The sequence below is a fragment of the uncultured Faecalicoccus sp. genome, assembly GCF_944327125.1.
Taxonomy (GTDB): domain Bacteria; phylum Bacillota_I; class Bacilli_A; order Erysipelotrichales; family Erysipelotrichaceae; genus Faecalicoccus.
On record NZ_CALVGO010000031.1, the window covers coordinates 1 to 14,812 of the forward strand.

Annotated in this window: 15 protein-coding genes and 1 pseudogene; 3 read left to right on the forward strand and 13 right to left on the reverse strand. The window is 42.3% G+C overall.

The features are described 5' to 3' along the window. Together Q0K03_RS04980 and Q0K03_RS04985 are read right to left on the reverse strand one after the other, a co-directional pair. Positions 1-287, reverse strand: a pseudogene (locus tag Q0K03_RS04980) (ABC transporter permease); the annotation flags it as partial. Positions 288-298: 11 nt separating this feature from the next. After that, complete coding sequence (locus Q0K03_RS04985) at positions 299-1,282, reverse strand: ABC transporter substrate-binding protein (RefSeq protein ID WP_297238360.1); 984 nt, start codon at positions 1,280-1,282, stop codon at positions 299-301. Between the two features lie 440 nt (positions 1,283-1,722). Between Q0K03_RS04985 and Q0K03_RS04990 the strand changes: the two genes are divergently transcribed. Continuing rightward, complete coding sequence (locus Q0K03_RS04990) at positions 1,723-2,193, forward strand: hypothetical protein (RefSeq protein ID WP_297238362.1); 471 nt, start codon at positions 1,723-1,725, stop codon at positions 2,191-2,193. A gap of 35 nt (positions 2,194-2,228) precedes the next feature. Here the strand turns inward: Q0K03_RS04990 and Q0K03_RS04995 are convergent, their stop codons facing one another. The 4 genes from Q0K03_RS04995 to Q0K03_RS05010 are packed head-to-tail and all read right to left on the reverse strand — an operon-like array spanning position 2,229 to position 6,009. Continuing rightward, entirely contained in the window at positions 2,229-3,296 is a 1,068-nt protein-coding gene (locus Q0K03_RS04995) for a branched-chain amino acid aminotransferase (RefSeq protein WP_297238364.1), read from the reverse strand. Between the two features lie 13 nt (positions 3,297-3,309). After that, positions 3,310-4,104, reverse strand: a complete 795-nt coding sequence (locus Q0K03_RS05000; RefSeq protein ID WP_297238366.1) for an ABC transporter ATP-binding protein — start codon at positions 4,102-4,104, stop codon at positions 3,310-3,312. A 2-nt stretch (positions 4,105-4,106) separates the two neighbouring features. Continuing rightward, positions 4,107-5,021 carry an ABC transporter permease gene (locus tag Q0K03_RS05005; protein WP_297238368.1) on the reverse strand — a complete coding sequence of 305 codons (915 nt, stop codon included), beginning with the start codon at positions 5,019-5,021 and terminating at the stop codon, positions 4,107-4,109. Between the two features lie 4 nt (positions 5,022-5,025). After that, positions 5,026-6,009 (reverse strand): ABC transporter substrate-binding protein, encoded by a 984-nt coding sequence (locus Q0K03_RS05010; protein WP_297238370.1) that lies wholly within the window; start codon positions 6,007-6,009, stop codon positions 5,026-5,028. A gap of 138 nt (positions 6,010-6,147) precedes the next feature. On the opposite strand from Q0K03_RS05010, the gene asnA reads away from it, so the two are divergent. After that, entirely contained in the window at positions 6,148-7,155 is a 1,008-nt protein-coding gene (gene asnA, locus Q0K03_RS05015) for an aspartate--ammonia ligase (protein WP_297238372.1), read from the forward strand. Positions 7,156-7,176: 21 nt separating this feature from the next. On the opposite strand, the gene Q0K03_RS05020 is transcribed toward asnA, so the two are convergent. From Q0K03_RS05020 to Q0K03_RS05045, 6 genes are all read right to left on the reverse strand, one after another. Continuing rightward, positions 7,177-7,878 (reverse strand): HAD family hydrolase, encoded by a 702-nt coding sequence (locus Q0K03_RS05020; RefSeq protein ID WP_297238374.1) that lies wholly within the window; start codon positions 7,876-7,878, stop codon positions 7,177-7,179. A gap of 91 nt (positions 7,879-7,969) precedes the next feature. Beyond that, positions 7,970-9,319, reverse strand: a complete 1,350-nt coding sequence (locus Q0K03_RS05025; protein WP_297238377.1) for an MATE family efflux transporter — start codon at positions 9,317-9,319, stop codon at positions 7,970-7,972. A gap of 74 nt (positions 9,320-9,393) precedes the next feature. After that, positions 9,394-10,536 (reverse strand): DHHW family protein, encoded by a 1,143-nt coding sequence (locus Q0K03_RS05030; RefSeq protein ID WP_297238379.1) that lies wholly within the window; start codon positions 10,534-10,536, stop codon positions 9,394-9,396. A gap of 15 nt (positions 10,537-10,551) precedes the next feature. Continuing rightward, positions 10,552-11,913 carry an MBOAT family O-acyltransferase gene (locus Q0K03_RS05035; protein ID WP_297238381.1) on the reverse strand — a complete coding sequence of 454 codons (1,362 nt, stop codon included), beginning with the start codon at positions 11,911-11,913 and terminating at the stop codon, positions 10,552-10,554. A gap of 12 nt (positions 11,914-11,925) precedes the next feature. Next, a complete protein-coding gene (locus Q0K03_RS05040) occupies positions 11,926-12,402 on the reverse strand; it encodes a DUF4358 domain-containing protein (protein WP_297238383.1) in 477 nt (158 codons plus the stop codon). A gap of 70 nt (positions 12,403-12,472) precedes the next feature. After that, positions 12,473-13,231: an alpha/beta hydrolase-fold protein gene (locus Q0K03_RS05045; RefSeq protein WP_297238385.1), complete on the reverse strand. Its 759-nt coding sequence runs from the start codon at positions 13,229-13,231 to the stop codon at positions 12,473-12,475. 114 nt (positions 13,232-13,345) lie between these two features. On the opposite strand from Q0K03_RS05045, the gene Q0K03_RS05050 reads away from it, so the two are divergent. Continuing rightward, positions 13,346-13,960: an AAA family ATPase gene (locus Q0K03_RS05050; RefSeq protein WP_297238387.1), complete on the forward strand. Its 615-nt coding sequence runs from the start codon at positions 13,346-13,348 to the stop codon at positions 13,958-13,960. Between the two features lie 195 nt (positions 13,961-14,155). Here Q0K03_RS05050 and Q0K03_RS05055 read toward each other — a convergent pair whose 3' ends face one another. Then, on the reverse strand, positions 14,156-14,680 hold the full coding sequence (locus tag Q0K03_RS05055; RefSeq protein ID WP_297238389.1) for a flavodoxin domain-containing protein: 525 nt from the start codon (positions 14,678-14,680) through the stop codon (positions 14,156-14,158). Positions 14,681-14,812: the final 132 nt, after the last annotated feature.

Consider the following 14,812-nt stretch of genomic DNA (forward strand, 5'->3'; position numbering starts at 1 on the left):
GCTGTCATCGTCAAGATTCCGGCTAACAAAGGATGGATCTTCATTTTTGTCTGCAGAAAAGCCGTAACCAACCCGCAAACGCCACCGGCAAGAAAGCCTAATATCAAGCCCAGAAAGGGATGGCCATTCAGCGTCAAAACCGCGCAAACGGCAGCTCCGGTCGTAAAGCTTCCATCCACTGTCAGATCTGGAACATTTAAGATTCGAAATGAAATATACACCCCTAAAGAAAGGATGGAAAAAATCAGTCCTAATTCAACGGCTCTTTCTATGATCCCTATCGACATCATACTTCCTCCTATCCTATGATAACTAAACGATCACTGTCTTGAATCTCTTCTGGCAAGCTTAGGCCCAGAGCGTCTAAAGCTTGTTGATTGACGTAAATATTCAAGTCCTCTTTAAAAACTTTGACTTCCATATTGCCGGGATCTTCTCCTTTTAAGATCGCATCGGTCATATTCGCTGTTTCAATGCCCAGCTCTTCATAATCGATCCCCACAGTGGCCAAGCCACCATCCTGAACCATGGAATCGGCTCCCACAAAGAACGGTGTCTTCGCATCCAGAGCAATCTGAGATAAGGCTGCCATGCCACTGGCCACCGTATTATCGTTTGGTGCAAACAAGAGATCCACTTCTTCGCACAATACACTGGCCGCACTTTGAAGTTCGGTCAAATTTGAACCCGTTCCTTCCACTAAAGTCAGCCCGTTTTCTTCACAATATATCTTCGCATTTTCCAGATTGGAAACCGAATTGGCTTCACTGGCATTATATAAGAAACCGATGGTCTTGATCTGCGGATCCAGTTCCAGGGCAAGATCGAGAATCTGATCCACTTGTACTTCATCACTTGTTCCTGTGATGTTTCTGCCCGGCTTTTCCAGAGAATTCACCAGTCCTGCACCCACCGGATCACTGACAGCGGAGAAAACGACCGGGATCTCATCGGAGATATTGGAAGCAGCCTGTGCGGTTTGCGTCGCAATCGCAACCACAACATCCGCTCCTTCATCCTGGTAGGAAGACATGATGGATGTTAAGTTTCCGACTTGTCCCGATGCATCGGAATAGTCAAACTTGGCATTCTTCCCATCGACATACCCCAGTTCTTCCATTCGTTCTGTAAAAGAATCGCGAATCGTGTTCAAAGACGTATGGCTGACCAGCTGGGCCACCCCAATAATGGGTTTATCTGCCTCTTTGGACGAGGAACATCCAAACAACATAGATCCCGCTAAAATGGTGACCATTACTTTTGATAAAGTTTTCTTTTTCATGATTTTCTCTCCTTTTCTTTATCGTGTTTGGATAGCGATGAGAGGGGAATAATATAAAAGTCCTGCATCAGTTTCCTGACACAGGACAAATCATCGATTGATCTGCGGTACCACCTGTTTTGGTAATTGGATTACCCACCTCTAGTAAAAATGCTATCACATTTCTCTTGTTGTAACGTACAAGTCACGTCTTGGCTACTGTTACTTCACCTTGCCCTTGGAAGTCCATTTGCAGAACTGTTACGACTGGGCTTACACCCTCCCCAGCTCGCTTGGCGCACATCTTTCTGTTTGATCTCTTCCGCCTTGGTTTCTTTAAGAATATCTTATTTGTAAATAAATTTCAACCACTTTCTGAAAATTGTTTCAATTTTCTTTATGGATCTTTAATCGATTATTTGAAACATAAGCGATATAATGAAATCAAAGAAGGTGAGCTTATGATCTCATTGAAAAGAATCTCTTTGATCTTTCTAGGACTTAATGCTGTCCTCAGCATTCTTACACTGTTATTTCACCAAGGCGATATATTCATCCACTGGAATGCTCAGCATGTTCCCGATCAAAGGGCTCCTGTCTTTATGGCTGTTGTTGTTCCTATCATCGCAGGCGTAATCTATTTTCTATTCATCAAGCTTTCGCCAGCCAAAATACACGAGGACGATTCAACGATACAATTGTTCCAATATCGAATCCCCGTTCCTGTCACAAAGAACAACATCCAATCAATCGAAAACGCAATCAAACAATTCATCGATTCGATCCTTTTGATTCTTCAATCCGTCTTTCTATGGGTCAGCTTGGTGTTCTTACTTCAGAAAGACTTATTTTCAAGGATGGGAATCGTATTTGTTTTACTAATCATCGTTGATCTTGTTTTCTTTATCTACAAGCTTTATAAAACGGCTTAATAAAACATTTAAAAAGAACTCCGAAGAGTTCTTTTTTAGTCAATCTTTACTTCATAGGTCCAGCCATACTTGTCTTCCAGGTCGCCCCATTGGATACCCGTTAACGTATCGTAGATCTTCTGGGTCAGTTCACCCGTTTTAAAATCATTGATCGTTACGATATCGCCTTTAAAGTATAATTCACCAATTGGACTGATGACAGCAGCGGTACCGGTTCCCCAGGCTTCCTGCAGACGTCCTTCGTGGCCGGCTTTCATAAGGTCATCGATCGCAAAGTGTTTTTCTTCCACCTTGTATCCCCAGTCCCGTAAGATATGCAAGATAGAATCCCGAGTGACACCAGGAAGAACGGTTCCATCCGTTGGTGCTGTAATGATTGTATTATCCACTTCAAACATTACGTTCATGGAGCCGACTTCTTCGACATATTTACGGTGTACACCATCCAGCCATAAAACTTGTGTATATCCTAATTCTTCCGCTTTAACTTGCGCTGCCAGACTGCCGGCGTAGTTACCGCCGCACTTCGTGAAGCCGGTTCCTCCAACAGTTGCGCGGACATATTCATCTTCTACATAGATTTTCACCGGATTGACTCCTTCCGGATAATACGCTCCGACCGGCGAACAAATAATAATAAATTTATAGGAATGAGAAGGATGAACCCCAATGGCTTTTTCCGTGGCAAACATATAAGGGCGGATATATAAAGACTCTCCTTCGCCTGTCGGGATCCAGTCTTTTTCTATGCGCACCAGTTCTTCAACGGCCTGAACGAAATCCTTTTCTTCAATGATAGGCATGCTCAAGCGCTGATTGGAATTGATAAAACGGCGGGCATTCATTTCAGGACGGAACAACAGAACCCTTCCATCCTTTGCCTTGTACGCTTTCATTCCTTCAAAGGTTTCCTGAGCGTAATGGAGAACCATACTGGCAGGATCAAATTCAATCGGTCCGTAAGGAACGATTCGAGCATCGTGCCAACCAGGTCCTTCGTCATAATCCATGACGAACATATAATCGGTCTGGTATTTCCCAAACCCTAGCTCTCCGGTTGGTTTTTCTTTTAAATCCTCTCTTTTTTCAAAACGAATCTCCATGGCGATCCCTCCTTTATCCTAACATCATTCTGTCATTGGCAAATTCTTCACCGCTGGCTTCTTCAAATTTCTTTAGAAGATCCGAAACTTTGAGCTGTTTCTTTTCTTCTCCCTTAACATCATAGATGATTTTTCCTTCATGCATCATGATCAAACGATTCCCGATATGAATGGCATCCTGCATATTGTGCGTAACCATCAGCGTGGTAAGGTTTTGTTCGTTGACGATCTCATTGGTCAGATCCAGCACCTTTTTAGCGGTCCGCGGATCCAAAGCCGCTGTATGTTCATCCAGAAGCAATAATTTTGGTTTGATCAAAGTCGCCATCAACAAAGTCAAAGCTTGACGCTGTCCCCCGGACAACAGACCTACCTTGGAAGTCATACGATCTTCCAAACCAAGCCCCAGACGTTTGAGCTGTTCATGGAAAATCTCCTTTTCCTTAGGTGTGATCCCCCATTTTAAACCTCGTTTTTTGCCCCGGCGATTGGCCATTGCCAAATTTTCCTGGATCGCCATATCGGCCGCGGTTCCCAACATGGGATCCTGGAACACCCGACCTATCATCTGCGCTCTCTGGTATTCGGCCTGCAGGGAAATATTTTTCCCATCCAGATAGATAGTTCCACAATCGATAGGATACACGCCGGCAACCATGTTCATCAATGTACTTTTGCCCGCTCCATTCCCTCCGATGATGGTAATAAAATCGCCTTCTTCCACATGAAGATTTAAACGATCCAGTGCCTTTTTTTCGTTCACTGTTCCCGGATTGAAAGTTTTCGACACATTCTTGATTTGTAACATGCTTACTTCTCCTTTCCGGTCAGCTTTTTATACATCGAAAGCTGTTTTTGTTTATTCATGACGATTGGCACTGTCAAGGCAATCGCCACTAAAATAGCCGTCAGAAGTTTTAAGTCGTCGGTATTCAGTCCCATCTGCAAGACCACGGCCACAATGATTCGATAAATGACCGATCCTACCACGATGGAAGTAAGACGGGTACCAAAGGCTCCCTTGTGTCCAAAGATCACTTCTCCAATCACGATGGAAGCTAAGCCGATCACGATGGCGCCAATCCCCATGCGGACATCCGCATAGCCCTGCTGCTGGGTCACCAAAGCCCCAGAAAGGGCAATCAAACCATTTGAGATCATCAAGCCCAATGTCTTGGTGACATTGGTGTTGACGCCTAAAGCGCGAACCATCTGTTCGTTGTTTCCTGTGGCCCGAATACTGGAACCAATTTCTGTTCCGAAATACCAGTATAAAGCGACAATCACTAAAATCGTCACGATCAAGCCAATGATCAAAACGACCCAGTTAGAGGACAGACCCGTTAACTCCTCAAGCTGTGAGAAGACATTATCATACTGCAATAACGGCGTATTGGAGCGTCCCATGATTCGCAGATTGATCGAATACAATCCGATTTGCGTCAAGATCCCGGCAAGAATGGCAGGAATCTGACATTTGGTATGGAGAACCCCCGTGATCCAGCCGGCAATAAATCCGGCGATCGTACTTAAGATCAAAGCAAGGATCGGGTTAACTCCATTGACCAAACAAACAGCACAGACAGCCCCTCCGGTCGCAAAGGAACCATCCACTGTCAAATCGGCAATATCTAAAAGTCGGAAGGTGATATATACACCCAGGGCCATCAGTCCCCAGAGAATTCCCTGGCTTAAGGCCCCCTGCATAGCTAAAACGATTCCCATGATCTTATGAAGCCGTTTCTACCATTTCGGCATCGGCCAGATCCTCAGGGATCGTAATGCCTAATTCTTCCGCAACCGTTTTGTTGATCGTTAAAACACAATCTTCCGCACTTAAATATTCGATTGGCATATCGGCTGGTGATTTGCCATCTTTTAAGATCGAAACCGCCTGTTGGGCTGCCATTTCTCCTAATTTATGATAATCGATTCCATAAGTTGCCAATCCGCCATTGGTCACCATGCCGCTTTCCCCAACGATACAAGGGATGCCGTTGGCATTGGCTACCTGGGCAACGGCTGACATTCCTTCCGCCAGTAAGTTATCGGTTGGAATATAGATCGCATCGACTTTTCCAATCAATGATTCCGTCACCTGCTGAATCGAGCTGGAATCCGCTACAGTTGCTTCTTCCCATTCGATTCCGGCTTCATCCAAAGCTTTTTCTGCCATTTCAGCCTGGATCTTTGAGTTATCTTCACTGCTGCAGTACATCACCGCTACCTTTTTGGCATCCGGCAATAACTGCTGTAAAAGATCGATTTGTTCTTCAACCGGTGTTAAGTCACTGACCCCTGTCACATTCCCGCCAGGTGCTTCATTGTCTTTTACAATACCGGAAGCGGCCGGATCAGTAACCGCATTCACAAGGATAGGGATGTCGCTGGTTGCCTGAGCCACACTTTGCGCGGCCGGTGTTGCGATGGCGTAGATCAAATCGTCGCCATCATTGACAAATTTATCGGCGATCGTCTTACAGTTTGACTGATCGTTCGAAGCGTTCTGGTAATCAAAAACCGTATTCTCTTCCGTAAATCCGGCTTCTTCCAGTCCATCCATAAAACCTTCATAAGCCTGGTCTAAAGCTGGATGCTCTGCCAGCTGAATGATTCCAATCTTCGTTGAATCATCGGATGCCCCTGTCCCTGAACACGCCACCAATGAAAGCGCCGTTACAGAAGCAAGACCCAGTTTCAATAACTTATTCATAATCTCTTCCTCCAAATTGTAAACTATATGTCTAATTGTAGACTTTCAAAAGATGTAAGTCAATGTAACACAATGAAACTTTTTATATTTTTTTTCATTTGGTATGATATAATAGTTCATATTTTAAGGAGAGCCCCTATGAAATTAATTATTCCCGAAGATTACAACCCTGTGCTCAGCGTTCGTCAGACACAGGAAGCCATCAAATATATTCGTGATACCTTTCAATACGAATTTGGCAAAGAGATGAATCTGTTAAGAATCTCTGCCCCTTTGTTCGTTGAAAGAAGTTCCGGTTTAAATGACGATCTAAACGGCATTGAGGAACCCGTTCATTTTACGATGAAAGAAATTGATGGAGAACGCATTGAGGTCGTTCATTCCCTGGCAAAATGGAAACGCTTTGCCCTGAAACAATATGGATTTCAGCTTCATGAAGGCCTTTATACCAATATGAATGCCATCCGCAAAGACGAAGACCTCGACAATATCCACTCAGCCTATGTTGATCAGTGGGACTGGGAAAAGATCATCTCTAAAGATGAACGTACTGAAAATGTATTAAAACAGCACGTACGTACCATTTTTAAAGTCATCAAGCATATGGAACACGAAGTTTGGTATAAATATCCAAATGCGGTCAACCACCTGCCGGATCAAATTCACTTTATCACTACGCAGGAACTGCTGGACCTTTATCCAAATCTTGGCGCCAAGGAAAGAGAAAATGCCATCGCCAAGAAACTGGGATGCGTATTCATCATGAAAATAGGAGATAAGCTCTCCAACGGTCAAAAGCATGATGGCCGGGCCCCGGACTATGATGACTGGGAACTGAACGGCGACATTCTATTCTGGTACGAACCTTTGCAGGCTGCTTTGGAAATCTCCAGCATGGGGATCCGTGTCGATGAAAACAGTCTGATTGAGCAGTTGAAAAAAGAAGGAAAAGAAGACCGCCTGAAATATCCATTCCATAAAGCCGTATTGGAAAGACGTCTTCCTTATACGATCGGCGGCGGTATTGGTCAATCCCGTCTATGCATGCTTCTATTGAAAAAGGCGCATATTGGCGAGGTCCAAGCCAGCATATGGCCTAAAGACATGATCGAAGAATGTTTAAAACACAACATCCAAATCTTGTAAAAAAAAGCCGAAAGGCTTTTTTTATTGGAACAGATTTAAAAGATCATTCATAGATCCTTTTTGATAATTTGAGAGATCTTTATTTTTTGAGTTGATCAAACAATTGGTCACTAAATAGGAATCCATCCCCAGGTTGGCAGAAACCATATCTTCTTCCACATCGTTTCCGATCATTAAACACTGGTGCGGATCCAGATTCATTTTCTCTACGATTTCCCGATAGTATTCCACATTGGGTTTACAATACGAAGAATTTTCATACGTCGTGATAAAAGTAAAATCGTCGGGATCTAATCCCGCCCATCGAATCCGAGAATACGTTGCCACCTGAGGAAAGATGGGATTTGTAGCCAGGATCAAAGGCCCGAGTTCTTTGGCTTTTTTTACCACCTGTTTGGAAAGCGGGTCAAAACCGCAGGCAGCCCTGGCCATTTGAAATTCTTGTCTATAGAATTCGTCAAACAACGGACGATCCTTCAATTTTTCTTGCCCGTATATGGAACCGAAGACTTCCCAGAATCGATCATAATTATTACAATGACCGTTGTTCTGAACCATCGCATATGTCCCTTTCCATATCGAATCAACCAGTTTCTTTGGCTCATAGCCCAACGGGGCTACTTTTTTTACCAACAATCCAAAGTAAGTTTTCACAAATTCTTCCTGATCCATCGGAAGCAAAGTTCCATCCAGATCAAAAAGAATCGCCTGATATTTTTTCATACGTCTTCTTCCTTTATCTTTATGTATCAAATCATTTCTAGTTCTTTTTAATATAATTTCTTTTGATTGTCAAGATATCCCTGAAGAGATTCTATCCGTTTTTACGTGCAAGATGTTTTCGAATCATAACATAACAAACCACATCAACGGCAATCGTCAAGATCCACGAGATGGGATAAGAAATATACAAGACAAACAACTCTTTATGCATTTGAAAGATCGTAAAGATCCATAGCACACGAAAAGCACACACTCCCATCATAGAAACAAACATTGGGAGAATCGAATATCCCATTCCGCGAAGGCTTCCTACCAAAACATCCATGATTCCGCAAGTAAAATAAGTCGTGCATATGATCGATAATCGGATCAGGCCAATCTTGATTACTTCTGGTTCGCCAGAATAAATATGAAGCAGCCAATCTCCGCCTAGATACGCTCCCCAGCCAAGCACCAAACCAACGATAACGACCAGGCACAAACATTCAAACAAGATCTTATCGATTCGTTTATATTGTTTGGCGCCCATATTCTGCGAAGTAAAACTCAATGCCGTCTGATAGATGGCATTCATGGAAATATAGACAAAGTTTTCAATGTTCAGGCTGGCGGTATTCCCGGCCATGACCGTGGATCCAAAGCCGTTGACAGAGGATTGGATCAAAACATTGGAAATACTAAAAAGCATTCCCTGTACGCCTGCCGGCACACCGATCTTGACCATCTTGATTCCTTTTTCTAAAGAAAAGTGCAGATTTTTCTTCTGAAACTGAATGGGCCCCTCGGTATTATGAAGACAAATCAACACCAGCAGCGCACTGATAAATTCGGAAATGATTGTCGCAATCGCAACCCCGGCAACCCCCATATTGAATCCTAGAACAAAGAACAAATTCAAACAGACATTGATGATCCCGGAAATCAGTAAAAAATATAACGGCCGTTTGGTATCTCCGATGGCTCTTAGTAAAGCCGCGCCAAAATCATAGACCAACAAAGCCGGAAGCCCAATAAAATAGATCTGCATGTAGGTCGTTGACAAAGGCAATACATTGGGTGGCGTGGCCATCCAGGTCAACAGGACCGGTGCCATCAAAAAGCCAAAAATCCCCATTGCCAGGCCGCCAAAAAGGGCAAACAATATGCCGGTATGGACCGTTTTTTGACAGTTTTCGATATCCCGGGCGCCGATATATTGTCCCACTAGGACATTGGCTCCTATGGAGATCCCTAAAAAAAGGTTGATCAAAAGATTGATCAAACTGGATGTCGAACCCACTGCCGCCAGTGCTTCGCTTCCGCTAAAACGGCCGACAACGATCACATCGGCGGCATTGAACAACAGCTGAAGGATCCCAGACAATATCACAGGAATTGAAAAAAAGATCAATTTTCTAAAGATAGGTCCCTGGACCATATCGATTTGTCGTGTATTTTTCATGATTTTCTCCCTGAGCTATTATACTCCCTTTTTTTATTCTGTCAGAGAAAAAAAGCCTGGAAATTTTCCAAGCTTTATTCTGCTTCTACACTCAGACAGTCTGCCATGGAGGTATCCTGCATCAAAGTGTTCGAATTATACAAAAACAAAACATCCGTGATCAACTGTGTTTCCAGCAAATTGGAGACATCTTCATAGTAATAACGCGGGTCGATAATATCGATCGTTCTAAAATACGGGATCAAAAACTGGATCATCGTATTGGCATAAGAATCCTTGATCAGCAAAAGATGACGATCGCTGTTATTATTCATCTCCAAAGTGATCCTTCCGGAGTTTCCGCCCAAAAATACAGTATACTGATCCCGAGTTTCCAAAGCTTTGGAAGAATAAATCGAGCGTGATGTCGTTGCGTTGGTCAGATCACTCATAATATATTCATCATTGTCTTTGGGAACGTAAATATCGATTTGATCCTTTAACAATACACTTCCCACCTTGCCGGCAAGAGTGCCTTCAAAACTTGTCGTGACAGGATAGATGTTGTAGTTGTCTTTAGAAACTTCTCCCAAACCCATCATTGACGCCAGATCCTGGAAGGAATAAAAGGCAGCAAGCGAGGTCCAGTGATGATCAGTTTTATAGTACAAGTATTCCTCTTTGTGCTTTTCCAGTGTTTTACGTACATCCACTTTCTGAATCGATGGATCCAGTTTGGCATAATAATCATCGATCTGTTGATTTTGATCCTTGACTGTCGCAAAAGCAGGCAGTTTATCTTTCTGAATACTAACGGCATTGGGTGCCAAAAGAAAATAACTCGGCACGCCGCTGGAAGTACAGAACGTATTGATGGCGGCTATGTTCCGTTCTTTTTGTTCCGTATTTACTTCACTGACATCTTCAATCAATACACCTTTCCCCAAAAAAACATCATTGATCTGCTTTGTGCCCGTAAGTTTATTGACGGCATACTTTAACTGCATAAACTGATCCCGGCCCAGAAACTGATCCGAATACCAGCTGTTGAGTTCACTGAAAAATTCTCCGTCTTTCAGACTGGAAGCCGAAAGCGAAGGGAATTTCTGCAGAGAACGGTTTTCCACCGCGGACTTATCCGAATCGGGAATGACCAGATTCAAAACACAGAAGACACTCACGATCAACGCCAGAATCTGAGTTAAACGCTTATTAAATCGTATCATTGGTTTTTTCATTCTTTCATCTCCTAGCTAGAACGCAAAGTACAAGAAACTCTGGTAAGTACTACCTACCATAAAGGCAATACAAACGACAAAGAAAAGTACATACAGGAAGGTATAGATCGCAGAAGCTCTTTTCGGGGATCGATCCATAAAAAGATGGAAAACCCTATCGTACAGCGTTCCTGAGAACAGCACTCCCAGAATAAAGAGCGGTAAATTGCCAAAAAGTACAAATAAGACCTGAGAATCCATAGGATGGACCACATTGATCATACGTCCCAAAGTAGAAAATGCTTCTAAAATACCCGGGCTGAAGAAGAAGACCCAGCCAATCAAAACCAATACTAATGTATAAAGATGGCAAATAATCTTAGGAAGAGTTTGAAGATACGGTTTCAGCACAAACTTTTCCAGCAAAAGAATACCGCCATAATATAATCCCCAAAGAATGAACGTCCAGTTGGCGCCATGCCATAATCCTGTCAAAAACCACACGATCAAAATGTTGCGAACATAATCGTGCCGGTTTCCTCCCAGGGGAATATAAACATAGTCCCTGAACCAGCTGGATAAACTAATATGCCAACGGCGCCAGAAATCCTGTACGCTGATGGCCGAATACGGATGATCAAAGTTCGGTTTCATGGTAAAACCAAACATCCGACCAATTCCAATGGCCATGTCACTGTACCCGCTGAAATCAAAATAGATCTCCAGCATATAGCTGATGGCATAGATCCAGGCCCCTAACATGCTGGTGTTAGCGGAAAGAGCACTGAACACCAAAGCAAACTGATCCGCCAGCAAAACTTTTTTGATCAGCCCCTTGGCAAACAGGCAAACCCCAGAAAAGAAAAGTTCTTTTGATAAAGGCCGGTAAGCCAGCTGATTTTCCATATCATGGTAAAAGGCAATCGGTCCGCTGGTGATCTTTCCAAAAAATGCGATATACAATCCCAGATCCAATGGATTTTTCTGGGCCGGGCTGGTTCCTTTATAGACATCCGCTATATACGAAATGGCGCTGAACGTAAAGAACGACAAGCCTACCGGTAAAGAAACATCAAATGCGGCGATCCCGAAAATACCCAACAGGAAGTTGGTATATTTAAAGGCTCCCAGCAACAATAAATTGACGGCGATCGTGATCCAAAATACGATCTTTCTTTTCTTCTCATCTTCTTCTTGTCCAAGTTCCAAAGCACTCAAATAGTTCCATGCGATGTTAAGCAACAATAAAATCAGATAGAACGGTTCATTCCACGCATAAAACAACAAACTCAAAACAAAAAGAACAACGTTCTTTACAAAGCTGCCGGGTACGATCCAATACAGGAATACCGAAACCGGCAAAAAACAAAACACAAAGATCAAACTGTTAAATACCATGGTATCCCCTTTCTATAAACTGGATAAAAACTGGGCTTCCAGAGAAGAAGCATTGGTGTCAACGGCATACAGCGCATAATTGGCCTGAACATTGACAACCGCTTTATCTAAAAGCTGAACCTGGTCTGGTGCATAGCCTTCATATAAATTGATCTGGTCATCAATTCGTTTCTGGATCGATTCTTCAAAAGGTTTCTGTTGAGAATGGTCCTTAAACTGTACCAGCACATATTCATTGGCCTGCATCACATCATCGATCTTATAATAAACAATCTGTTCATAAGATTCCGGATCCAATCCCAGATTGCGACGAATCATCTGGTTATCCTGCTGTACCATAACAGAAAGGTCAAGGTCTTTCTGTGTTTGCGAAAGAACCTCTTCAAATTTTTTCGTACTGTCCTGCGGAACGTTGTACACGCTGACAAAAACAAATACGAACAATATCAATACAATAACTTTTAAACCTCTTAGTATATTTTTATTCATGTCTCATTCTTCTTTCACAAACCATATTATACCATCATCTATAGAAAAAAACTTGCCCAAATTGGACAAGTTACTGACGCCACAGATAATCAAAGTACAAAGGATTCTCTTTTTCCCAGCTGGCTTCATTATGGTGCCCTCCATGGGCCAGATGAAAATAAGCGCTGACACCCTTTTTTACAAGCAATTCTGTAAAAAACTGCATATCCTCTATATTTTGATTCAGATAAACCGTTTGCGAAGTCTCCTTCGTTCCCAGACTCAAATAGATTCGGGTGTCCGGGCTTAAAGAAGCATTCTGCAGTTCCGCAAACACTTTTTCCTTACATCCAAAGATAGCACTGGATAAACAGGCGGCTTTTGAAAAAATCGTATTGTAATGAAGGACCCCATACAAAGCCATCAAACCGCCCATACTGCTCCCTGCTATACCGGTGCACTCTCTAAAAGGCATCGTACGAAGACGCCGATCGATCCATGGCTTCAATTCATGAACCAGCCAGTCCATGAGCTGATCGCCTTTTCCATAGACATTTCCCAATAAAGGGGATGAAAAAGTATAAGGGCTAAACTCATTCAGTCTTTCATTTCCTTCATGATTGCACTCAATTCCCACAATGATAAAAGGCTTCGAATAGGAATCCAGAAATTTTTGAAGGCCCCAGGATTTGCCATATGTGGCTTCTTCGTCATGAAACAAATTATGCCCGTCGAACATATACATCACTGGATATTTTTCCTGAGATTCCTTGTAATCTGAAGGAAGATAAATATGCAAAGTGCGGTAAAGCTGAAAAGGTGTGATATAAATCTGTTCTTTATAAACCATAAAAACTGCTCCTATATTTTTATTATAGCACAACCGAATCATCGAAATTAGAAGTTCTCTTTTGAAAAAAGTTTTTCCATTGTACAATATAGATAGTAGAAAGAGGGATAAACCATGGAACACACAACCATAACCATAGGCCGGCAGTTTGGAAGCCGGGGACGGCAGATTGCCAAAGAACTCGCGAAAAGACTTGGTTTTTCTTATTACGATAAAGAGCTTTTATTAAAGGCCTCAAAAGAAAGTGGACTCAGTGCCGCGTTTCTTGAAACCATGGACGAAAGACAGGCCAGCCCATTTTTCTATTCTCTTTTATCCGGTCCCACAAGTTTTTTGTGGCAGGATCAGACCATTTCCACGGAGTTTTTAGCCTACCAGGCTCAAAGAGACACGATTCTTCATCTTGCCGAAAATGAAGACTGTGTGATCGTTGGACGCTGTGCCGACTATATTCTCAAAGATAAAAAGAAACTTGTCCGCATCTTTATCTGCGCAGATGAACATGACCGAATCCGCCATGTGATGGAAAGAGATGGCATCCGTGAAAAAGAAGCCAAAAAGAAAATCAAAGAAATGGATAAATCCCGCGGTGCGTACTATAACTTCAACACCGATCAAAACTGGTCCGAAGCAAAGAATTATGACCTGTGCATCAACTTATCAAAAACGGGAATGGATCATGCCGTAGAAACGATCCTCTTTTTCATCAAACAAGTTTTAGGGGCTTGACCCTTCTATACTGAAAACAAAGGGAGATAGAGGTACATATTGTTGACTCTGACATAATTCAACTTTACGCTTATATTGGATGAAAACAGTACTTTCCAGATATTGAAAAGCGACCAATCATAAAGACTGACCGCTTTGTATAATACTGGATATGAAATTGTTAAATTAGGATTTGCCTGCTTAACAAACAGGTGTTTATCGCTTAATACATTCAAGTATTGGTTCAATGTATTTCTTGTCAGTCCAGTCGCAGCTGCTGTCTCCGGCTGCCATTAATGCCTTTTCCCATATTTCGTAATCAGATGGATCTTTTTTTGCAACAGCCTTTCTAAGTAAGTTGCATAATATTCTATCTTTGAAAGACATTGCGTCCATATCCCATGCGCCGCGACAGTAAAAGACTGGAATATCAGATAAATTATCTTTCATGTTATGCGCTTTGATTTGCTGAAATGTATTTTCTTCATATGGAGATGCACCGCAACAAAATACAATAATCTTTTTGTCTGTCAATTTATTGATATTCTTTTTTAGAAAAGGCAAGCCGGCAATACCGGAAGCATATATTCCTCCGCCTAAAATAATAGGATCATATGTAATAATTTCATTAATATCAGCTTTTTTTGTTTCTATACACTGAAACCCGGTTTCCTCGGACAGCCATTCAGCGTATCTTTTTGTAGCGCCGTATTTTGATTGATATAGGATTACTCCGTTCATAAATTGATCTCCTTAAATTCTGATTTATAGAGATATTATACATTTATTTTTACCCTATGTTTTATAAATTCTAAATTCTGAAGAAGAATCTATGCTTCAATGAATAAAGGACAACACAATACTTTTAAAAAG